Source organism: Winogradskyella ouciana (assembly GCF_009709615.1).
GTDB lineage: Bacteria > Bacteroidota > Bacteroidia > Flavobacteriales > Flavobacteriaceae > Winogradskyella > Winogradskyella ouciana.
Map to the genome: position 1 here is coordinate 58,327 of NZ_WJYA01000003.1, position 20,256 is coordinate 78,582.

General features: G+C 35.2%; 24 protein-coding genes. 18 read left to right on the forward strand and 6 right to left on the reverse strand.

Going from position 1 to position 20,256, the window contains the following annotated elements; all coding sequences use genetic code 11:
* Positions 1-25: 25 nt before the first annotated feature.
* Complete coding sequence (locus F1003_RS03115) at positions 26-991, forward strand: hypothetical protein (protein WP_155087756.1); 966 nt, start codon at positions 26-28, stop codon at positions 989-991.
* Here F1003_RS03115 and F1003_RS03120 read toward each other — a convergent pair.
* Both F1003_RS03120 and F1003_RS03125 read right to left on the reverse strand, forming a co-directional pair.
* Positions 988-1,545, reverse strand: a complete 558-nt coding sequence (locus F1003_RS03120; RefSeq protein ID WP_155087757.1) for a DUF8465 domain-containing protein — start codon at positions 1,543-1,545, stop codon at positions 988-990. The genes F1003_RS03115 and F1003_RS03120 overlap by 4 nt on opposite strands.
* Entirely contained in the window at positions 1,535-1,753 is a 219-nt protein-coding gene (locus F1003_RS03125; protein WP_155087758.1) for a hypothetical protein, read from the reverse strand. The genes F1003_RS03120 and F1003_RS03125 overlap by 11 nt, the downstream gene beginning before the upstream one ends.
* Positions 1,754-1,839: 86 nt before the next feature.
* Between F1003_RS03125 and F1003_RS03130 the strand changes: the two genes are divergently transcribed.
* Genes F1003_RS03130 through F1003_RS03145 form a run of 4 tightly spaced genes read left to right on the forward strand, consistent with a single transcriptional unit; the run spans position 1,840 to position 3,159 of the window.
* The gene (locus F1003_RS03130) at positions 1,840-2,139 is read left to right on the forward strand and encodes a DUF2752 domain-containing protein (protein ID WP_155087759.1); all 300 of its coding nucleotides are present in this window, start codon (positions 1,840-1,842) and stop codon (positions 2,137-2,139) included.
* A gap of 8 nt (positions 2,140-2,147) precedes the next feature.
* Complete coding sequence (locus F1003_RS03135; RefSeq protein ID WP_155087760.1) at positions 2,148-2,471, forward strand: CCC motif membrane protein; 324 nt, start codon at positions 2,148-2,150, stop codon at positions 2,469-2,471.
* Between the two features lie 18 nt (positions 2,472-2,489).
* Positions 2,490-2,765, forward strand: a complete 276-nt coding sequence (locus tag F1003_RS03140) for a CD225/dispanin family protein (protein ID WP_155087761.1) — start codon at positions 2,490-2,492, stop codon at positions 2,763-2,765.
* On the forward strand, positions 2,752-3,159 hold the full coding sequence (locus F1003_RS03145) for a DUF2752 domain-containing protein (RefSeq protein ID WP_155087762.1): 408 nt from the start codon (positions 2,752-2,754) through the stop codon (positions 3,157-3,159). The genes F1003_RS03140 and F1003_RS03145 overlap by 14 nt, the downstream gene beginning before the upstream one ends.
* Here F1003_RS03145 and rocD read toward each other — a convergent pair.
* On the reverse strand, positions 3,156-4,436 hold the full coding sequence (gene rocD / locus F1003_RS03150) for an ornithine--oxo-acid transaminase (protein WP_155087763.1): 1,281 nt from the start codon (positions 4,434-4,436) through the stop codon (positions 3,156-3,158). The genes F1003_RS03145 and rocD overlap by 4 nt on opposite strands.
* A 240-nt stretch (positions 4,437-4,676) precedes the next feature.
* On the opposite strand from rocD, the gene rlmD reads away from it, so the two are divergent.
* The 4 genes from rlmD (at position 4,677) to F1003_RS03170 (ending at position 8,138) form a co-directional block, all read left to right on the forward strand.
* A complete protein-coding gene (rlmD, locus tag F1003_RS03155) occupies positions 4,677-6,158 on the forward strand; it encodes a 23S rRNA (uracil(1939)-C(5))-methyltransferase RlmD (RefSeq protein ID WP_155087764.1) in 1,482 nt (493 codons plus the stop codon).
* Between the two features lie 5 nt (positions 6,159-6,163).
* Positions 6,164-6,706, forward strand: a complete 543-nt coding sequence (locus F1003_RS03160; protein WP_155087765.1) for a DUF6452 family protein — start codon at positions 6,164-6,166, stop codon at positions 6,704-6,706.
* The gene (locus F1003_RS03165) at positions 6,687-7,430 is read left to right on the forward strand and encodes a DUF6048 family protein (RefSeq protein ID WP_235898266.1); all 744 of its coding nucleotides are present in this window, start codon (positions 6,687-6,689) and stop codon (positions 7,428-7,430) included. Before F1003_RS03160 ends, F1003_RS03165 begins: the two co-directional genes overlap by 20 nt.
* A gap of 183 nt (positions 7,431-7,613) precedes the next feature.
* Positions 7,614-8,138: a DinB family protein gene (locus F1003_RS03170; RefSeq protein WP_155087766.1), complete on the forward strand. Its 525-nt coding sequence runs from the start codon at positions 7,614-7,616 to the stop codon at positions 8,136-8,138.
* Positions 8,139-8,232: 94 nt separating this feature from the next.
* Here the strand turns inward: F1003_RS03170 and F1003_RS03175 are convergent, their stop codons facing one another.
* Positions 8,233-8,727 carry a hypothetical protein gene (locus tag F1003_RS03175; RefSeq protein ID WP_155087767.1) on the reverse strand — a complete coding sequence of 165 codons (495 nt, stop codon included), beginning with the start codon at positions 8,725-8,727 and terminating at the stop codon, positions 8,233-8,235.
* 242 nt (positions 8,728-8,969) lie between these two features.
* Here F1003_RS03175 and F1003_RS03180 point away from each other — a divergent pair, with 242 nt between their 5' ends.
* Together F1003_RS03180 and F1003_RS03185 are read left to right on the forward strand one after the other, a co-directional pair.
* Entirely contained in the window at positions 8,970-11,810 is a 2,841-nt protein-coding gene (locus F1003_RS03180) for an ATP-binding protein (RefSeq protein ID WP_155087768.1), read from the forward strand.
* Positions 11,811-11,829: 19 nt separating this feature from the next.
* Positions 11,830-12,405 carry a c-type cytochrome gene (locus F1003_RS03185; RefSeq protein WP_155087769.1) on the forward strand — a complete coding sequence of 192 codons (576 nt, stop codon included), beginning with the start codon at positions 11,830-11,832 and terminating at the stop codon, positions 12,403-12,405.
* 1 nt (position 12,406) lies between these two features.
* On the opposite strand, the gene F1003_RS03190 is transcribed toward F1003_RS03185, so the two are convergent.
* Both F1003_RS03190 and F1003_RS03195 read right to left on the reverse strand, forming a co-directional pair.
* Complete coding sequence (locus F1003_RS03190) at positions 12,407-13,357, reverse strand: phosphoribosylaminoimidazolesuccinocarboxamide synthase (RefSeq protein WP_155087770.1); 951 nt, start codon at positions 13,355-13,357, stop codon at positions 12,407-12,409.
* A gap of 112 nt (positions 13,358-13,469) precedes the next feature.
* Entirely contained in the window at positions 13,470-14,423 is a 954-nt protein-coding gene (locus F1003_RS03195; protein ID WP_155087771.1) for a PhoH family protein, read from the reverse strand.
* Positions 14,424-14,544: 121 nt separating this feature from the next.
* Here F1003_RS03195 and F1003_RS03200 point away from each other — a divergent pair, with 121 nt between their 5' ends.
* The 7 genes from F1003_RS03200 to F1003_RS03230 all read left to right on the forward strand — a co-directional run bounded on the left by F1003_RS03200 (position 14,545) and on the right by F1003_RS03230 (position 20,190).
* Positions 14,545-15,381 carry an SAM hydrolase/SAM-dependent halogenase family protein gene (locus F1003_RS03200; RefSeq protein ID WP_155087772.1) on the forward strand — a complete coding sequence of 279 codons (837 nt, stop codon included), beginning with the start codon at positions 14,545-14,547 and terminating at the stop codon, positions 15,379-15,381.
* A gap of 46 nt (positions 15,382-15,427) precedes the next feature.
* Positions 15,428-15,724, forward strand: coding sequence for a putative quinol monooxygenase (locus F1003_RS03205; protein ID WP_155087927.1), 297 nt, complete (start codon positions 15,428-15,430; stop codon positions 15,722-15,724).
* A 65-nt stretch (positions 15,725-15,789) separates the two neighbouring features.
* Entirely contained in the window at positions 15,790-16,512 is a 723-nt protein-coding gene (gldF, locus tag F1003_RS03210; protein WP_155087773.1) for a gliding motility-associated ABC transporter permease subunit GldF, read from the forward strand.
* Positions 16,509-17,006, forward strand: coding sequence for a hypothetical protein (locus F1003_RS03215; RefSeq protein ID WP_155087774.1), 498 nt, complete (start codon positions 16,509-16,511; stop codon positions 17,004-17,006). Before gldF ends, F1003_RS03215 begins: the two co-directional genes overlap by 4 nt.
* Positions 16,993-18,660: a gliding motility-associated ABC transporter substrate-binding protein GldG gene (gene gldG / locus F1003_RS03220; RefSeq protein ID WP_155087775.1), complete on the forward strand. Its 1,668-nt coding sequence runs from the start codon at positions 16,993-16,995 to the stop codon at positions 18,658-18,660. Before F1003_RS03215 ends, gldG begins: the two co-directional genes overlap by 14 nt.
* A gap of 88 nt (positions 18,661-18,748) precedes the next feature.
* The gene (gene dnaN, locus F1003_RS03225; protein WP_155087776.1) at positions 18,749-19,867 is read left to right on the forward strand and encodes a DNA polymerase III subunit beta; all 1,119 of its coding nucleotides are present in this window, start codon (positions 18,749-18,751) and stop codon (positions 19,865-19,867) included.
* A gap of 116 nt (positions 19,868-19,983) precedes the next feature.
* A complete protein-coding gene (locus tag F1003_RS03230; protein WP_155087777.1) occupies positions 19,984-20,190 on the forward strand; it encodes a hypothetical protein in 207 nt (68 codons plus the stop codon).
* The last annotated feature ends 66 nt before the right edge of the window (positions 20,191-20,256 follow it).

Here is a 20,256-nt window from a genome sequence, read left to right on the forward strand (position 1 = left end):
TATTGCAAATAAAATTATTTAGTCAATGCAACGTTATAATTTTACAAATCCGTTATTTTTGTTCAAAATTGAATCTATGATGCGTCGAATCTTTATCGTAATTTCTTTATTGCTTTTAACTGCTTGTGATGATGGTGATATTATCACTGTAGATTTAGAGTTTGATAAAGAACTAGACTACTGTACAAATAGCACAGAGTCATTTTTAATATATGATTTACGTGAGGATCCCAATGAATCTTTATCCTTGATTATTCCACGAGGCAACAATCAAGAATTTCCATTTACAGAAGCTACTCCCGTAGATGATCCTACAGAGTTTGAAATAAATATGTCAACCATTAGATTTATCTATAGAACCTACAATAGGTCTGTTGGAACTGACGAATTATGTGATTTGGTGCCGCCAGCCGATTTAACCATTGTAGAAGATTATGAAGCTGATAGTGGTACTGCCTTTGTTACGGTTACCATTGACGATGATGATAACGATGGTATTCCGAGTGAAGACGAATACGGACCAGGAGGTTTAGCAGATCCTCAAGATACAGATGGTGATGGTATTGCTGATTATTTAGATGAAGACGATGACAATGACAATGTAAAAACAATAAATGAACTCGATACAGAAAATGCTGATGGCGACGATAATCCTGCAACCAATCCTTTAGATACAGATAATGATGGTACTGCAGATTATCTAGACACCGATGATGATGGTGATGGTGTATTAACTCGATTTGAGGATGAAGATTTAGATAAAAACCCTATAAATGACACTTCTATAACTGAAGGTGTTTCCATTGCTCATTACCTTAATGAATTGGAAACTACAGATTACGGAGACCCAGGCTTAACAGATGATAACGAATATTCCAGAACAGTAACAGCAAGTTTCTTGATTACAGGTTTCGATTTTGATATCTTATCAGCAGACGAACTCGATCTTGGTACATTAACTTACTCTTTTCCTTTACCGGAAGAAGATTAGTGTGCTACATTCTGAAATATTCTAACCTCAGTAGCTCCAAGTCCGTAGGTTTTATAATCAGCATCATAAAACTTTACGTTATTATATCTGCCGAATAAAGTTTCTAGCTCTTGTCGCAACACACCTTCTCCCACTCCATGTATAAAAACAACCTTAGGTATGCGTTTACGTATCGCAAATTCTAGCTGTCCTCTTGCTGTATCTAGTTGAAGATTCAGCATATCAAAATTGGTCATACCTTTAGTAGAATCCGTTAGGTGGTGAATGTGTAAATCGACTTCAAATTTTGGTGCATGTCGTTCTTTAGGCTTTACGGTTGGTACTGATTTTCTCTTTACCGTGTCCTTCTCTTTTTTTACGGCTTCTATATCAGAATTATAAATGGCGTTTTTTAGTGTTTTTTCAGAGTTTATAATCACTAGTTCATTGGCTTCAAACTGAAGCTCAAAACCATCAGCATCTTCAATTGTAACTGAGTTATCAGAGATTTTTGTCACAACACCTTTTATGGCATCGTCAATAGTTTCAACTGTATCACCAACTTTAATCTTCATCTACCTTCTCGCTTTTTACAAAAGTTTCTTCCTCTTGCTTGTCATTTTTACTTGGAATATTTCGAGATGTTCTATAGATCCCAAACATCAATAAGATGATACCGCCCATTAATAAATAGGTGTTCTGCTTTTCTTCTGCTTGAGCATATATGGCAATAATTCCACCAGCTACAATACAAACAAAGTTTATGGTTCTTGAAATATTCATTGTAATTCTATTTTATGCAAAAATAAGCTTTAGAATAATTATTTAGAGCTAATAAAAAAGTATTTGCAAATCCCTATTTTAGCACTATGCTAATTTTGATTAAAGGAATAGAAGATTATATGTTGCCTTGCCTTAACAAAAAGTTGTTTGGCTTTGAGTGTATGGGTTGTGGGCTTCAGCGTTCTTTGGCTTTGCTAATAAAAGGTGAATTTATTTCTGCCTTTTATATGTATCCTGCAATTTATACGCTTATAGCATTAATTGGGTTTATTGTACTCAATAGTTTTAAGAATTTTAAAAACGGAAATAAAATAATTACTATATTGGCAATACTGAATGTGGTCATAATCATAGGCAGTTATTTACTTAAACTTTATCTTAAATAAAATTCATTATGGAACAACAAAAACTCAATCCAGCAATTGTATATGTATTATCGATTATCGGATTATTATGCTGCTGTTTTGGCGGTGCTGGTGTTTTGCTGGCAGGACCAGCATACTTTATAGCTCAAAGTAATCTTAAAAAAGCTGCTGCTGACCCTGAAAATTATGATCAGAGTAGTATAAATGCAATGAAAACTGCTAAAATTGTTGCTCTCGTAATATTGATTATTAATGTGATTTATTTAATAATGACCGTTTACAGAATATATACTGTGGGATGGGATGAAATAATGCGTCAATCTGAAGAAATGATGCAACAATGGCAACAATAACCAACTAAAACCCAATAAATGGAACAAAAACCACAAAGACCAAATAGCTATTTGGCATTAGCGATAATCAGCACAATCTTGTGTTGTTTACCAACCGGAATAGTAAGTATAATTTATGCAACACAAGTTAATAGTGCCTATGAAGATGGCAACTATACAAAAGCAGTGAGTGCTTCTAAAAATGCAAAAACATGGGGAATTGTCTCCATAGTTTTAGCTGCTTTAGGCTGGTTGGTATACATACTCATATTCGGATTGGCGTTTTTAGGCGCTGCTGCAAATGGTGAATTTTAACAAAACAATATATATAGTACTTATAGTGGTAGTGTTGCTTTTAGCACTACCACTATATTTTTTTATAGACCCATCAGTATCCGCATTTTTTCCAAAGTGTCCATTTTTAAGCTTTACAGGATTGTATTGTCCTGGTTGCGGAAGTCAAAGGGCTGTACATAATTTTCTTCAAGGAAACATCATTACAGGAATAAGGCACAACTATCTAATTTTACTGCTGGTTTTAGTTTTAGCGTATCAAGCTATACTATTCCTTTTTAACAAATTTGGGTCTAAAACCTATGACAACCTTCTACATAAATCAAAAATGACCAAAGCTATATTAGCAATGGTCATTATTTTTTGGGTATTGCGCAATATTCCTATTGCACCGTTTACTGAGTTGGCACCTTAATCTTCAAACTCTTTTAAAGTCTTAGTAATAATAGATACACAATCTAATAGTTGCTCTTTTGTGATAACCAATGGTGGTGCAAAACGGATAATATTGCCATGTGTTGGTTTTGCTAATAAACCATTATCTCTAAGCTTTAAACAGATGTTCCAGGCGGTTTCGCTCTCTTCATCATCATTGATGACGATAGCATTTAACAAACCTTTACCCCTTACCAAGTTTACTATAGAACTCGTTTCTATATATTTGTTTAATTCCGACCTAAATAGGTTACCTAATTCAAAAGCATTTTCGGCTAATTTTTCGTCTCTTACAACCTCTAAAGCTGCAATAGCAACAGCTGCTGCTATTGGATTTCCTCCAAATGTACTTCCATGGTTTCCTGGTTTAATGACATTCATAATATTATCATTCGCCAATACCGCTGAAACCGGATATGCTCCGCCAGATAATGCCTTACCAAGAATTAATACATCTGGTTTTACTTCAGGCTCAGAAGAACAATTCTTATCTGTACAATCACAGTTGCCACAAGTGGCTAGTAATCGTCCTGTACGTGCAATACCTGTTTGAACTTCATCAGCGATAAACAGTACATTATATTTTTCACAAATAGCTTTAGCTTTTGTTAAATAATCTTCACTCGGAACATAAACTCCTGCTTCACCTTGTATAGGCTCAACTAAGAAACCTGCTACATTTGGGTTGTTTTGTAGCGCATCTTCCAAAGCGTTAAGATTATCGTATTCAATCTTAATAAATCCTTTGGTGTAAGGTCCAAAATTCTTTCGAGCTACTGGATCATTACTGAATGAAATAATCGTTGTGGTACGTCCATGAAAGTTGTTTTCGCAAACTACTATTTCTGCTTCATTTTCGTCAATACCTTTGACTTCGTAAGCCCATTTTCTACATAGCTTCAACGCCGTTTCCACAGCTTCAGCACCTGTATTCATTGGTAATAACTTATCGAAACCAAAATACTCGGTTGCAAATTTTTCGTACTTCCCTAACATATCATTGTAAAATGCACGAGAGGTTAAGGTCAACGTTTGTGCCTGATTGGTCATTGCACCAACAATTTTTGGATGACAATGTCCTTGGTTTACTGCAGAATATGCAGAAAGAAAATCGTAATACTTTTTACCTTCCACATCCCACACATACACGCCTTCTCCTCTACTCAATACTACTGGTAACGGATGGTAGTTGTGCGCACCATACTTGTTTTCTAAATCGATCGCTTGTTGCGACGTTAATTGGTCTAAAACAGCCATTTTAATAAAATTTTAATGTGAATAAAATAACCATTCCTGCTCTACCTTTATTCCTTCAAAGACTTTGCGTACCATTATTGAAGTTATGGTGTAGCCCTGAAAAAGCAGCGTGGGAGAGAAATCATCCCTAGAGGCTGTAAAGTTACTAAATTCTTTGATAATTTCCAGACAAGGTAAGTCTCAATTTATATACGCAGATTAATTAAAGAAAGAATATCTTTGCAGCCAAAATTTATCTAAATGCCAAGAAGGGAACGCAACAAATTCGTAAAACGTGGACAAATTATTGAGATATTAATCGAAGACTATGCCTTTGGTGGTAAAGGTATTGGTCGCATTAAAAATGAACATGGTGAGTTTGTAGTGTTTGTTCCCAATACCTTGCCTGGCCAACTGGTTAAGGCTCAAGTAAAAAAATCGAGCAAAAAATACGCAGAATGTAAACTGCTCGATGTTTTAAAACCCTCGGAGGACGAAGTTGAAATGCCTTATCAAGATATTCCTGGTGCACCATACATTCAGTTACCTATTGAAAAACAACACGAATACAAAAAGCAAAGTACGTTAGAGTTGTTTAAGCGCATAGGTGAGGTTGCTGATATTGAAGATAAGCTTGATGAATTTGTTAGTTCGCCAAACACCTTTCATTATCGTAATAAAATGGAATATGGTTTTTCAGCCATTGGATATGATAGAGAGCTGAAAACTGACGTAGATGAATTTACATTGGGTTTTAAGCGCCGTGGACTTTGGTGGTGTGGTGAAAACTTGGAAAAGGATTCTGGTTTATTTGATGCTGATGTTGAAAACCATCTAAAAGACATTCGGGAATATTGTAAAGCTTCAGGATTGGCACCTTGGCATGCTCCTAGAAAAGAAGGTTTTTTTAGATATTTCGTAGTCCGAAAATCGTACAAAACAAATAAGTTGTTATTTAATTTAGTGACGACTTCTCACGACTTAGATCAATTCGACTTGGATAAGTTCGCCAACTACTTAGTTGAATTGTTTGGTGACCGTGTTGCAGGTTTATTACATACCATTAACGACGAAATTGGTGACCGTACCATAGCTACAACCGGAAGCATTAATCTTGTGTATGGTGAGGACAAAATTGTAGAAGAATTATTGGGCTTGAATTTTGAAATCAGTATGAAAAGCTTTTTTCAGACCAATCCTAAATGTGCAGAAAAACTCTATAGTAAAGTTGTAGAGTATGCACTTGAAAACAAAGAAGCAGTGGATAATTCGGTGGTACTTGATTTGTTTTGTGGCACAGGCACCATAGGACAAATAATTGCGAGCAAGGCGAATAATACTAAAATCGTTGGTGTGGACATTGTAGCTTCGGCCATTGAAGATGCCAAGGAAAATGCAAAGCGTAATGCTATTGAAGATTTAAAGTTTTATGCTGCTGATGTTGGGAAGTTCTTAACCGAACATCCTGAGTACACCAATAAAATCAGGACAATTATCCTAGATCCTGCTAGAGCTGGTATTGCACCCAAAACCCTTAAAAAAATAATAAACCTTAATGCAGAACGTTTGGTTTATGTATCTTGTAATCCTGCTACACAAGCGAGAGATACTGAGCAATTAATGGGCTCTGGTTATGAGATAAAAAAGCTGAGTTTGGTGGATCAATTTCCGCATACGGCTCATATTGAAACTGTAGTTTTATTTGAAGCCCATAATGGGCCTTTGGCAAATCGCTCAAACTAAATTTAATGAAGAAAAAACAATTTTTACTTCTTTTTGCATTTCTAACGATACTGTCTTGTGAACGCGACGACATCTGTGCCGAAGGTACTGCAACAACTCCTCGTCTTTTAATAGAGTTTTACGACATAAACAATCCTGATGATTTAAAAAGTGTATCCAGACTAACAGTTTATGGTGAAGGTTTACTTGACCCTAATCCTCCTGTAGCAAATGTTGATGAAACGATTTTGTTTAATGAGAATACTACAGCCGTTGAATTACCCTTAATTGTTGGTATTGATGATGACACTACTATTACTACGCGTTTCATTCTAGAAAAGGACACAAACCTTAGGTTAGATGAAGACGACACCACACAATCTGATGTAGATATAATTGAAGTTACATATACAACAGAATTCGTGTATGTCTCTAGAGCATGTGGCTATAAAAGTATATTTAATAACCTAGATGTTAATTTAGAGGAAGACAGCTGGATAAGTGCTGTAGAAACAATAGTAACGGAAGTAGAAAACGAAAATACAGTACATGTACGCATCTTACATTAAAAGCATGGCCATATTGCTGTTGTTCTCTACAATAGCTTTTGCACAAGAGGAAAAGAAAACCGTAACGGACACTTTGGTCTATAAGCAAAAGTATGGTTTACGACTAGGTGCTGATATCAGCAAACTGGGACGTACGTTTTTTGACGATAACTACACAGGCTTCGAGATTATGGGAGATTATCGTCTGACAAAAAAAATCTATTTGGCTGGTGAAATTGGTAATGAAGAACGGACCATAGAAAACGAAGTCCTAAATAACACCACAAAAGGAAGCTATTTTAAAGGCGGAATAGATCTTAATTTTTACAAGAACTGGCTCGATATGGAAAACATGATTTATGTTGGTTTCCGTGCTGGTGCAAGTACCTTTAGTCAAACCTTAAACAGTTACAGAGTATATGATGTCAATCATCAATATTGGAACGACGACTTATTTTCCGTTGAAGAAGGTTCAGAATTTAATGGGCTTACGGCAATTTGGGCAGAAATACAGATAGGTATAAAAGCAGAAATGTTCAATAATTTTTATGCTGGCATCAACGTACAGCTAAAGGGACTCGTCACAGAAACCGCACCAGATAATTTAGAAAACCTTTACATCCCAGGCTTTAACCGAACATACGACAGTGGTCGTTTTGGTGTTGGCTTTGGGTTTAATCTCTCTTACCTAGTGCCAATCTTTAAAAAAGACAAAATTGTTATTCAAGAAAAAGAAGAGGAATAGCTAATGGCTAATGGCTAATGGCTAATGGCTAATGGCTAATGGCTAATGGCTAATGGCTAATGGCTAATGGCTAATGGCTAATGGCTAATGGCTAATGGCTAATGGCTAAATAAACAAATCCACGACTAAACAAATAAACAATTCAACAAAAATCGCTATCTTTTCTTTATCAAAACCACTTCTATGGATAAAGAAGCTATTGCGGACTTAATTGATGCCAAGCATTCTGAATTAATCTCATGGTTAGAGCAACAACCGAGCGAACATTGGACACAAGGACCAGAAGGCAAATGGACGCAAGGTCAACAAGCACTGCACTTATTACAGAGCATAAAACCCCTTAATGACGCCTTAAGCCTACCTAAATATGTATTACGATTTAAATTTGGAAAAGCCAATAGACCAGTTAGAGACTACAACGCTATTGTAAAGCGCTACCAAGAACGTTTAGAAGATGCCAAAGGCAAAACCTTTAAAGGCTCTCTAAACATGAAAGTACCAACAATTGCAGACAAGAAGTACATATTCAATAGACTTCAAACCGAAAGCAAGAAACTACAGTACAAAACCAAAAAAATCAGTGATAAGAATTTAGACACGGTTATACTTCCACATCCGTTAATGGGCAAAATGCCAGTACGGGAAATTATAATGTGGACTGCGTATCATGTGGAGCATCATACCGAAATTTTGAAACGACAATACTAGATCACAAGAAAAATTTAGATTACTCAAAAACTGGCCAATGACAAATCATAAAGCCAGTTTTCGTTAACCTGATTAATTGGTTTTATATAATTATTTAATCTCCAATCGCTGGATTAAACATGGCAAATATACCATCTGGATTTTCTAAAACTGTCCAAACATGCAATTGCCATTGGCCTAACTCTTCATTAAAATGCCATTCATCTTCAGACCCAGTAAACCCTTCTGGTGGTGAACCATGATTTTCAGGGTCTTCAGGTAAAACAGCATATTCAATAGCTACCATTTCCATACCACCATTTCCATCAGGCAAATAAAGAATTACTTCTGGATTTAATAAATCGAATGTAGTGTCTATGATAGCAGGATTAATGTAATGATGTCCCATGTTTGGCACATAACCAGAAGCATCAAATCTGCCTTCATTGGTTGCGACATTAATATCTGCATAAGCGGATGTAGCAGTTTTTATCTGATTCACTTCTACTTCCCACGCCTCCTGATCTGGGCTGTTGTCATCATCGTTTGAACAATTAAATACCAAACAACTAATTACAACTAAACTAAAAATTTTTACTTGTGTTTTCATTGGAATACTTTTTTTGATTGATACAAAGCTGAAATTTAAAAGTGTTAATGATTATAAGGGATGTTGTAAAGCTTAACACATTTGTTTCAAAGGTCCAACAAAACCTATTGATACAACATGAGTTGTATTCTATGAAACAATAGTGTTAGTACTATCGACTCACAATCTTCAATTTTGAAGAACAAATCTGCTTATTAAGAATTTTTAGTACCTTTTTAGTGGGTTTGTAAACAAACCAATAAATGAAAAAGCGCTTCTCATTTTTTCTATTCATATTCGTGTTGAATTTTTTTAACGCGCAAGAGGTTTACTATTTGGATACTAAATATCCTGTTCATGATTTACAGTCTCAACTCAAAGTTTATACAGATTCATTAAACAGTTTTAGTCCAAATGATATTCTAAGAGCTGATAATCTTAGTTATTTAAAAGGCTCAGAATTACCAAGATATCTTAGTGTTGGGACAACGTATTGGGGCAAACTAGAAATTAAAGCACCTGAAAAATTGGACGATTGGACACTTCATTTTGAGGATAAACATATCGGCCCACCTGCTTGGACCAAAAGTAACGGCAAAGTAGATGTTTACGGTTTTGTGGATGGCGAGCAAATATTCCATAAAAAAACCGGTGTAGAGTATGCTAAATCTGAACGCGATGTTGATGTGCACTGGGCGCTCAATCAAGTTTCACTATCGGATTTACCTACTAATACTCCAATCACGCTGATCATTAAAGCTCAAGGTAATCAGATTGGTTATCCGGCATACTTTAATTTGTCTGCACGTAGTCCTTCACAACCTTATTACCACAAACTTTTTAGCTTTCAACGCAGTTTTAATCTGTTTTTCTTTGGAGTTACCTTTATGATATTTCTATACCATTTATTACAATTTTTCTACCTCAAGGAAAAAGTATATTTGTGGTTTTCGGTTTGGCTTTTATTCTGCACTTTAACTCAAGCTATGACAGTTGGGTTTATTTTAGGCTCTATTCCCGATTTTAGATTTTCCGTTTTTGTTTTAATTGCTGGCGGAATATTTTATACATGGTGGTATTTTGGACGGTCCTTCATAAATTCTAAAATTAAATTTCCGGTTTTGGATAAAGTCATGTGGGTCATGGCGAGTTTGGTTTTAATAGAAATTATCTTGGCATCCATTTATGGAGCCATATCACCATCTTCAGTATTTATGACCAATATTGGCTATCATTATATTTTCTTAATGATTTATTCTTTGGTAAGTTTTATCGTTTCAATTATTCTATTAACCAAGAACGATCAATTTGCCAAATACTTTGGATTTGGTTCCCTTATAGGATCTACTTTTTTAATCATTGGGCTGTTTTGGTCAATGGGCTATATTACACCCATAAAATATTTTGACCCTTATGCCACGGGAATATTTTTACAGATTATAATTTATTCATTCGGAATTGCCTACAGGCGGCAAGTGCTCAGTAAAGCTAATGAAGCCGAACGACTTGATGCTCAAAAAACCTATGCCGAAATGCAACGCGTCAAAGACTTGGACGAAGTTAAAACCAAATTCTTTGCAAATATTAGCCATGAGTTTAGAACACCTTTGTCTTTAATTTCTGGTCCGTTGCAATTTGCAAAACAATCTAAAACCACAGAGAATGGAGATGTGGTGCTTCCAAAAAAAACAGTGGATATTATAAGTAATAATACTGGACGACTTCAAAATTTAATAGATCAGCTTTTAGAACTTTCAAAATTAGAAAGTGGAAATATTCATTTAAGCTTAAAACAAGGAGGGTTAATTCAATTTATAAAATCCATAGTGTTTTCATTTGAAAGTATGGCAGAACGTTCTAATATAAGTTTAATTACCAGCTTTCCAGAAGAAATAAACATAGCATTTTACGATAGGGATAAATTGCAGAAAGTGCTAAGTAATTTAATATCCAATGCTTTTAAGTTTACACCCAAAGGTGGCATGGTGAATTTTTCCCTAAATTATGACGATACACACTTTACAATTGAAGTTTCTGATACAGGTATTGGCATGTCTGCAGAAGAAATGAAGCATGTTTTTGAACGGTTTTATCGAAGCGAACGCACAGAGACAAAAGGGTCTGGTATTGGATTGGCATTGACCAAAGAAATCATTGATATACATAACGGACAGATTAATATTAATAGCAGAAAGGATAAAGGCACCACTTTTAAGGTTAGGCTACCCTATACCATGGAGAATCTTCCTAAGGATATTTCAATGGTTGTGGATTCTAAAGCAGTGGATTATTCTGAAACCACAATAGACGATTTTCTTGATGATTCAAAGATTGTTGATCAAGTAGTTGCTTCACAACCCATGGATAAATTAATATTAATCGTTGAAGACAATGCTGATTTAAGGGATTTTATAACGAATATATTGGGAGAAAGCTACCAATTGTTAGTAGCCGAAGATGGATTGCAAGGTGAGCGCATGGCAATTGAACATATTCCAGATTTGATATTATCTGATGTAATGATGCCAAAAAAGGATGGTTACGAAATGTGCCATTCCTTAAAACTAAACACCAAAACGAGTCATATTCCAGTGATTCTTTTAACTGCAAAAGCAGGACACACCAATAAAATGGAGGGTTTAAATCAAGGAGCGGATATTTATTTAACCAAGCCTTTTCATGCAGATGAACTATTGATCAACATCAAAAACCTCATTGCTAATAGAGAACGACAATGGAACTATTTCAAGGCTTCAGATCTAACAAGTGTAGATAATTTAGAACTGAGTAATTTAGACAACCAATTCTTACAAAAATCAGCAGCATTTATAAAACAAAATTTAGATAATGAAAAGTTGAGCGTTGAGGATTTAGCAGGTGCTGTTGGCTTTAGCCGTTCACAATACCACAGGAAGCTAAAAGCTTTAGTTAATAAATCAGCAAACCAGCTGATTGTTGAAATACGCTTGAATGAAGCCCATAAGATGTTGACACAAAAGGAAGGATCCGTATCTGAAATCGCATATTCAGTGGGCTATTCCAATCTATCTTATTTCACTAAAAGCTTTAAAGATAAATTTGGTCAGTTACCAAGTAAGATATAATAATTAAAATCAATCCATTATGAAATCAATTTTCGCATGTGCACTAATAATAATTCTATTTACATGCTGTAAAAACGAACAAAAAACACAAGTTCAAGATGGGTATGAGTCAGGAGAAGTTTCTGAAGACACATCAAAAGAACACGGCAAATATTTAGTAACTGTAATGGATTGCAATACTTGCCATACGCCAAATATTATGACGGACCAAGGACCAAAACCAGATATGAGTAAGTTATTATCTGGTTATCCATCGGATAGACCAAATCCAAAATTCAATAATGAAATTGTAATGAAAGGTGTACTGTTTCCCCATCCAGATTTAACTGCCGCTATGGGACCTTGGGGAATTTCCTTTGCTGGTAACTTAACATCAGATGACACAGGAATAGGGACATGGAGTTTAGGTCAGTTTACATTAGCGATGCAAAAAGGAAAATACAAAGGTTTAGAAGGTAGTAGAACATTATTACCACCTATGCCGTGGCAATCTTATGCAACACTCAGTGAGGCCGATATTGAAGCCATATACAACTATTTAAAATCGATTGAGCCTATTGAAAATATTGTACCTGCACCAATACCACCAGAATAGTTTATTTAGATAAATAATCTAAAACATTAGCCTCTATCCTACTCTGTATATCAGAAACATCAGCCTTTACAAAAATTTCACCTGTAATATTTTCATATAATTCGATATAGCGTTCGCTAACGGTTTCAATATAGTCATCGCTCATAAAAGGTACGGTTTGCCCTTCTAATCCTTGAAAACCATTGGATATCAACCATTGTCGTACAAACTCTTTAGAGAGTTGCTTTTGAGCCTCTCCTCTATCTTGTCGTTCTTGGTAACCTTCTGCATAAAAATAACGTGAGGAATCTGGTGTGTGGATTTCATCAATCAATACGATTTGTCCATCTTTTGTTCTCCCGAATTCATATTTAGTATCAACTAAAATCAATCCTCTCGAAGCTGCTATTTCTGTACCACGCTGAAATAGTTTGCGTGTGTAATCTTCAAGCACTGCATAATCCTCCTCAGAAACTATACCGCGTTTCAGAATATCTTCTCTAGAAATATCTTCATCATGGTCTCCCATTTCAGCTTTTGTTGCTGGTGTAATGATGGGTTCAGGAAACTTGTCATTTTCCTTCATGCCTTCTGGCATAGGTACTCCGCAAAGCATGCGTTTTCCTGTTTTATATTCACGAGCCGCATGGCCAGACATATAACCTCTAATCACCATTTCTACTTTAAATGGCTCACATAAATGACCAACCGCTACATTCGGGTCTGGCGTAGCCACCAGCCAATTTGGTACCAAGTCCTCTGTGTCCTTCATCATCTTGGTTGCAATCTGATTGAGAATTTGTCCTTTATATGGAATACCTTTTGGCATAACCACATCAAAAGCACTTAGTCTATCCGTGGCAATCATCACCAATTGCTCATCGTTGATGTTGTACACTTCCCTTACCTTACCTTTGTACACACTTTTCTGGTTGGGGAAATTGAAGTTGGTATCTATTATTGTGTTACTCATTTTTTAAACGTTTATGCGTTTAATTGTTTATCTGTCCGTCAGTTCGAGTGTTTCGACTTTAGTCGAAATGTATCGAGAACCATCTACTGAATTCTGTTTGTTAAAACTGAAACTAATCTCGATTCTCAATACTCTTATAAGCCGCAATAACCTTCTTCACCAATTTATGACGAATCACATCCTTATCATCCAAATAAATCATGCCAATACCATCCACATTTTTAAGAACAAGCAAGGCTTCCTTAAGTCCAGATATGGTACGACGTGGTAAATCCACCTGACCAGGATCTCCTGTCAATAAGAACTTGGCATTTTTACCCATACGTGTTAGGAACATTTTCATCTGTGCATGTGTGGTGTTTTGGCCTTCATCTAAAATTACAAAAGCATTATCTAGAGTACGTCCACGCATAAATGCCAATGGTGCAATTTGAATGACTCCTTTCTCGATGTAATTCTCTAATTTTTCATGCGGAATCATATCTCGTAAGGCATCATACAGAGGTTGCATATAAGGATCTAATTTTTCCTTTAAATCACCTGGTAAGAACCCAAGGTTTTCACCTGCTTCAACCGCAGGACGTGTTAAAATAATACGCTTAACTTCCTTGCTTTTCAAGGCTTGCACAGCCAAAGCCACACCAGTATAGGTCTTCCCTGTACCAGCAGGACCAATGGCAAATACCATATCATTTTTACGGATGCTTTCAACAAGTTTTCTTTGGTTGACGGTTTGTGCCTTAATCAGCTTACCACCAACACCGTGAACTATAACCTCACCACTTTTAGCAGAGGTATTGTAATCTTCACTACTATTGCTGGTTAAAATACGTTCAATAACATTCTCATCGAGCTTGTTATATTTTCCAAAATGTTTCATCAACATCATCATTCTGGTATCAAACTCTTCTAGCAAACTCTCATCACCATAGGCCTTAATTTTATTGCCTCTGGCTACAATTTTTAGTTTAGGAAAATATTTTTTTAGAAGTTCTATATTGGCATTTTGCGCGCCGAAAAATTCTTTAGGAGTTATTTCTTCGAGTTCAAGGATAAGTTCGTTCAAAAGGCTACTGAATTTAGTATGTTAATCTGTTTTCTTTTCTTAGTTTTGTGTATCACTGAGACACAGACAAATCTAATAATTTTAAGACCTCAATTCTAAAAAAAATATCAACAATTAATTCATGGCTATAATCACTTTAACCACTGATTTTGGAGAAAAAGATCATTTTGCTGGTGCAATAAAAGGTGCTATTTATAGTGAATTGTTAGACGTTAGAATTGTAGATATTTCACATTCAGTATCACCATTTAATATCTCTGAAGCGGCTTATATTATTTTAAATGCCTACAGTAGTTTTCCAAAAGGGACGATACATATTATCGGAATTGATTCTGAGTTAAACCCTGAAAACAAGCACATTGCAGTTAAATTAGATGATCATTACTTTATATGTGCCAACAATGGGATAATGAGTATGATCTGTGCTGAAATTGCACCAGAGAAAATTGTTGAAATTAATATCCACGATAAAATAGAAACCAGTTTTCCTGTTTTGGATGTCTTTGTAAAAGTAGCATGCCATATTGCACGAGGAGGTACTTTAGAGGTTATAGGAAAAGTTATCAACACTATTAAACCTATAAAGAATTTAATTCCGTTTGTTAATGACGAAAAAAATCAAATTATAGGTAGTGTGATTTATATTGATAACTATGGAAACGTAATTACCAACATTACACAGAAGTTTTTTGAAGATGTCCAAAAAACTCGTGATTTTGAAATATCTGCGCGTAACCATAAGTTTAAAAAAATATATAGTAAATACAGTGATATTGTAAATTTTGAAATTGAGGAATCTAAACGTAACGATGAAGGTAAAGGCTTGGTTGTTTTTAATTCTTCTGGATATTTAGAAATAGCCGTTTACAAAAGCAATTGCAGTACTGTTGGTAGTGCCTCTACTCTTATGGGATTAAGTACTATGGATACCGTTACTGTAAATTTCTTAAAACAATAGGCGTATGGAACATGATTTAAAGATTTCCCGCTCACACAAGAATAAAATGTTAGTAAGAATTGTAAAAATGAGTTTTGATGCTTCTAAGATTGAAGAATTCTTAGCTAATTTTGAAGCCAATAAAACAAAGATTAGAGCTTTTGAAGGTTGTAATTTTTTAGAATTATACCGCGATAAGCACAATACCAATATCTTTTTCACGTATAGTTATTGGGATTCTGAAGATGATTTAAACAACTACAGACATTCTGATTTGTTTAAAAGTGTTTGGTCTAAGACAAAACCTTTGTTTGATGATAAGCCTAAAGCTTGGAGTGTGGAAAAATTGGCGCGTTTAGATTGACGAATTACGAATGACTGAATACTGAATACTGAATACTGAATACTGAATACTGAATACTGAAATTAATGCTAGCAATACTTAAAAAAGAAATAAACACCTTTTTCGCCTCACCAATTGGCTACTTGGTTATTGGTGTGTTTTTATTGTTAAACGGCTTGTTTCTTTGGGTCTTTAAAGGAGAATTCAATATTTTAGATAATGGCTTGGCGAGTTTATCGTCCTTCTTTTTATTAGCACCTTGGATTCTCATATTCCTAGTTCCTGCGGTGACCATGCGCAGCTTTAGTGATGAAAAAAAACAAGGCACTTTAGAATTATTGGTCACCAAGCCCATTTCACATTTTCAGATTGTATTGGGTAAGTATTTTGGTGCTTTTGCATTGATACTTTTAGCATTGCTTCCAACATTACTCTATGTTTACACGGTCTCACAGTTAGGGAATCCGGAAGGAAATCTAGATATGGGAAGCACTATTGGTTCTTATTTTGGCTTATTGTTTCTAATTGCAGCCTATACGGCTATAGGAGTGTTTGCCTCTACCCTTTCAGATAATCAAATTGTGGCATTTATCATTGCGGTTTTTATTTGTTTCTTTATGTATTTTGGCTTCGAAGGTCTTTCTAATTACAACGTCTTTGGCGATCTCGTGTACATGGAAAATCTTGGGATGTCAGCACACTACAACAGTATGAGTCGAGGAGTGATTGATACACGCGATTTAATCTATTTTATAAGTATCGCTCTTGCGTTTTTAATATTTACCAAACTCAGAATTCAAAAGCAATGATCATTACACCATTCTTAGTCATATTTATGTTTGTAGTGTTTGTGCTGCTCTTTTTGTTTTTGAATACAGTGGATAGGCGCAAATGGTTAACGGGTTTGATCAGTTTAATCTTAACGCCATTCGTCTATTTCTACATGTTCTATCCGTTTGTGAATATTGTTAGCAATTATCATCATCAAAAATATTTTAACAGTGAAGCTTGGGCAGAAAAACCAGCTTTACGCTACGAGATGATTGACAATACCATAGCATCAGACACTCTGATAGGATTATCAAAAACCGAAATTGAAAATCAACTTGGAAAGTATGAATGGCTAAGTTGGGATGATAAAAAACAAGCACATGATAACGATAAATGGAACTACGGATTAGGTATAGAACCTGGTGCTTTCAATGGTGAAAAGGAATGTGTAGAGCTTACATTTACAAACGGTAAGGTTTCAGAAGTAAAACATTATCAAGAAGAAATTACATACGAGAATGAAGAAGAATAAAACCCTAATTTACATACTCGGTGTTATCGTTGGCTTAATTGCCATAAATGCTATTTCAAGCAAAGTTTATGGACGTTTCGATTTAACTAAAGATAAACGTTACACACTCTCTGATGCTTCAAAAAATCTGATTACAGATATAGACTCTCCATTGATTATCGATGTGTTTTTGGAGGGAGAGTTTCCTTCGGAATTTAGGGTACTTCAAACCGAAGTACGACAAATCATTGAAGAATTTCAATTGGAAACCAACAATATTAGAGTTAATTATATAGACCCTATTGAAGATGAAGCCACTCGCGAACGCAATATTGAAGAATTGACCAAATCAGGCTTAGAACCTTATGTAAATACAGATAACAGCACAGGTAAAGTCACACAAGAGATTATTTTCCCATGGGCTTTTGCGAGTTATAAAGATCAAACGATTAAGATTCCCTTGCTGAAAAAAAGTATCACGCAAGGTTTACAAGAGCAAATCAACAATTCTGTACAAGCTCTGGAATATGCCTTTGCTGATGGTTTTAGTAAACTCGTAAACCCTAAATCCCAAAAAATTGCGATACTAAAAGGCAATGGTGAACTTGGAGATATTTATATAGCCGATTTCTTAAAAACCATCCAGCCCTACTACAATATTGCGCCTTTTACTTTAGATAGTGTCGCTTCAAACCCACAAGGTACGCTAGACAATTTAAGACAATATGATTTAATCGTAGCAGCTAAACCCAGCGAAGCATTTTCTGAAAACGAGAAATTGGTGTTAGATCAATACACTATGCATGGAGGTAAAAGTCTCTGGTTGACCGAATCTGTTATTATGGACAAGGACAGTCTGTACAATGATTCGGGTTCTGCTGTTTCCATCATGCGCGATTTAAACCTTAACGATTTCTTTTTTAAATATGGTGTTAGAGTAAACCCAAGTTTGGTAAAGGACCTCTTCTCTGCTCCAATAATGTTAGCGATTGGTGAAGGCAGCCAAGCGCAGTTGCAACCTATTCAGTGGCAGTATTCACCTTTAGCAGCATCAAATCCAAATCATCCCATCTCTAAGAATTTAAACTTGGTAAAGTATGATTTTGCGAGTCCTATGGACACATTAAAAAATCAAGTTAAAAAAACCATACTACTACAAAGTTCACCGAACTCTAAACTAGAAGGTGCTCCTACTAATATTTCTTTAGCTGATGTTACTAAATCACCAGATGAAAGCACATACAAAGCAGGACCTCAAAACTTAGCGGTGTTGTTAGAAGGTGAGTTTACCTCCGTTTATGATAAACGTGTATTGCCATTTAAAGTCAAGGAATTTAAATCTACAAGCAATACGACCAAAATGGTGGTGATTTCAGATGGAGATGTTATAAAAAATGAGGTGATTAGAAACAGACCACAAGAATTAGGTTTTGACCAACTTACCGGAAAGGCTTTCGGGAATAAAGAATTTCTTCTTAACACCGTGAATTACTTACTGGATGATACAGGACTTATAAACATTAGAACCAAAGAAATTAGTATTGCCTATTTAGATTCAGATAAGGTTAAAGAGAGTAAAGGTAAATGGCAGTTGATTAATATTGCTTTGCCATTGGTGTTACTTGCATTATTTGGATTTGCTTTCAACTACTATAGAAAGAAAAAATACACTTAGAATTTGTTAATAAGTTTGTTTTATAAAACCCATTGATTGGGATATATTTGTATGACAAATTCAAAAGTTAAAAATACACTTATAACGCATGAAATTTATTGTTTCAAGTACTTATTTATTAAAGCAACTTCAAGTATTGGGAGGTGTTATTAATAACAGTAATACATTACCTATTTTAGATAATTTCCTTTTTGAGCTTAGTAAATCCTCATTGACGATTTCAGCGAGCGATTTAGAAACCACTATGTCTTCTACAATTGATGTAGAAAGTGATTCTGAGGGCAGTATTGCTTTACCAGCACGTTTGTTGTTAGATACTTTAAAAACGTTTCCAGAGCAACCCTTAACATTTGTGGTTGAGGATAACAATACAGTTGAGATAAGTTCTAACCATGGTAAGTATGCCTTGGCCTATGCTGATGGTGCTGAATTCCCAAATGCTGTATCTCTAGAAGATGCCAGTAAAACAACGATCATGGGAGATATCTTAGCTACCGCAATTAGCAAAACTATTTTTGCAGCTGGTAACGATGATCTAAGACCTGTGATGAGTGGAGTCTTCTTTCAGTTTTCTCAAGACAACTTAACCTTTGTAGCAACAGATGCTCACAAACTGGTTAAATATACTAGAGATGATGTTACTGCAACTGAATCTGCAGAATTCATAATGCCGAAAAAACCTTTGACACTTTTAAAAGGAATTTTGGCTGGTAGCGATGATGATGTTTTGGTAGAATACAACGAATCTAATGCCAAGTTTACTTTTGAAAACTCTGTACTGATCTGTCGTTTAATCGATGGTAAGTATCCTAATTATGAAGCGGTTATTCCAAAGGAGAATCCTAATAAATTGGTGATTGCAAGAACTCAGTTTTTAAACTCTGTGCGTCGTGTTAGTATTTTCTCAAATAAAACCACACATCAAATCCGATTGAAAATTGCAGGAGCAGAATTAAATATCTCTGCTGAAGATATCGATTACAGCAACAAAGCTGAAGAGCGTTTAACCTGTGATTATCAAGGGGACGATATGCAAATAGGTTTCAATTCGCGTTTTTTAACTGAGATGATCAATAACTTAAGCTCTGACGATGTACAATTGGAAATGAGTTTACCAAACCGAGCTGGTATCTTAACACCAATCGATGGTTTAGATGAAGGTGAGCATGTCACCATGCTGGTAATGCCAGTGATGCTAAACAACTAAAAATTTTGCTAACTCAACAGTTGAAAAAGGCTCATTATGAAAGGTGAGTCTTTTTTTGTGGAAGAAGTTTAAATAATAATAACTACCTTTAATGTACTAACTAAACTATTTATAAAATGGATAAGACTGTAAAAACTATAGTACTGATTGTTGGAGTTGTTTTAATTGGTTATGGTATCTACACTATGATTGCACCAGAAGCCTCAATAAGTATTGGTGATATAGGTATTGAGGCTCAAGACAATACAAACTCTTATATAACAATCGCGTTAGGTGTTGTAGCACTCTTGGCCAGTTTGTTCGTTGGCAAAAAAGCTAAGTAAACCTTATGAAGAATTGAAAAGACATACATAATCGTATGTCTTTTTTCTCCTAAATTTACTATATTA

Bases quoted from the DNA above. Each gene is read 5' to 3' on its own strand.
- F1003_RS03115 (WP_155087756.1), top strand. From the start codon at position 26: ATGCAACGTTATAATTTTACAAATCCGTTATTTTTGTTCAAAATTGAA.
- F1003_RS03120 (WP_155087757.1), bottom strand. From the start codon at position 1,545: ATGAAGATTAAAGTTGGTGATACAGTTGAAACTATTGACGATGCCATA.
- F1003_RS03125 (WP_155087758.1), bottom strand. From the start codon at position 1,753: ATGAATATTTCAAGAACCATAAACTTTGTTTGTATTGTAGCTGGTGGA.
- F1003_RS03130 (WP_155087759.1), top strand. From the start codon at position 1,840: ATGCTAATTTTGATTAAAGGAATAGAAGATTATATGTTGCCTTGCCTT.
- F1003_RS03135 (WP_155087760.1), top strand. From the start codon at position 2,148: ATGGAACAACAAAAACTCAATCCAGCAATTGTATATGTATTATCGATT.
- F1003_RS03140 (WP_155087761.1), top strand. From the start codon at position 2,490: ATGGAACAAAAACCACAAAGACCAAATAGCTATTTGGCATTAGCGATA.
- F1003_RS03145 (WP_155087762.1), top strand. From the start codon at position 2,752: ATGGTGAATTTTAACAAAACAATATATATAGTACTTATAGTGGTAGTG.
- rocD (WP_155087763.1), bottom strand. From the start codon at position 4,436: ATGGCTGTTTTAGACCAATTAACGTCGCAACAAGCGATCGATTTAGAA.
- rlmD (WP_155087764.1), top strand. From the start codon at position 4,677: ATGCCAAGAAGGGAACGCAACAAATTCGTAAAACGTGGACAAATTATT.
- F1003_RS03160 (WP_155087765.1), top strand. From the start codon at position 6,164: ATGAAGAAAAAACAATTTTTACTTCTTTTTGCATTTCTAACGATACTG.
- F1003_RS03165 (WP_235898266.1), top strand. From the start codon at position 6,687: ATGTACGCATCTTACATTAAAAGCATGGCCATATTGCTGTTGTTCTCT.
- F1003_RS03170 (WP_155087766.1), top strand. From the start codon at position 7,614: ATGGATAAAGAAGCTATTGCGGACTTAATTGATGCCAAGCATTCTGAA.
- F1003_RS03175 (WP_155087767.1), bottom strand. From the start codon at position 8,727: ATGAAAACACAAGTAAAAATTTTTAGTTTAGTTGTAATTAGTTGTTTG.
- F1003_RS03180 (WP_155087768.1), top strand. From the start codon at position 8,970: ATGAAAAAGCGCTTCTCATTTTTTCTATTCATATTCGTGTTGAATTTT.
- F1003_RS03185 (WP_155087769.1), top strand. From the start codon at position 11,830: ATGAAATCAATTTTCGCATGTGCACTAATAATAATTCTATTTACATGC.
- F1003_RS03190 (WP_155087770.1), bottom strand. From the start codon at position 13,357: ATGAGTAACACAATAATAGATACCAACTTCAATTTCCCCAACCAGAAA.
- F1003_RS03200 (WP_155087772.1), top strand. From the start codon at position 14,545: ATGGCTATAATCACTTTAACCACTGATTTTGGAGAAAAAGATCATTTT.
- F1003_RS03205 (WP_155087927.1), top strand. From the start codon at position 15,428: ATGTTAGTAAGAATTGTAAAAATGAGTTTTGATGCTTCTAAGATTGAA.
- gldF (WP_155087773.1), top strand. From the start codon at position 15,790: ATGCTAGCAATACTTAAAAAAGAAATAAACACCTTTTTCGCCTCACCA.
- F1003_RS03215 (WP_155087774.1), top strand. From the start codon at position 16,509: ATGATCATTACACCATTCTTAGTCATATTTATGTTTGTAGTGTTTGTG.
- gldG (WP_155087775.1), top strand. From the start codon at position 16,993: ATGAAGAAGAATAAAACCCTAATTTACATACTCGGTGTTATCGTTGGC.
- dnaN (WP_155087776.1), top strand. From the start codon at position 18,749: ATGAAATTTATTGTTTCAAGTACTTATTTATTAAAGCAACTTCAAGTA.
- F1003_RS03230 (WP_155087777.1), top strand. From the start codon at position 19,984: ATGGATAAGACTGTAAAAACTATAGTACTGATTGTTGGAGTTGTTTTA.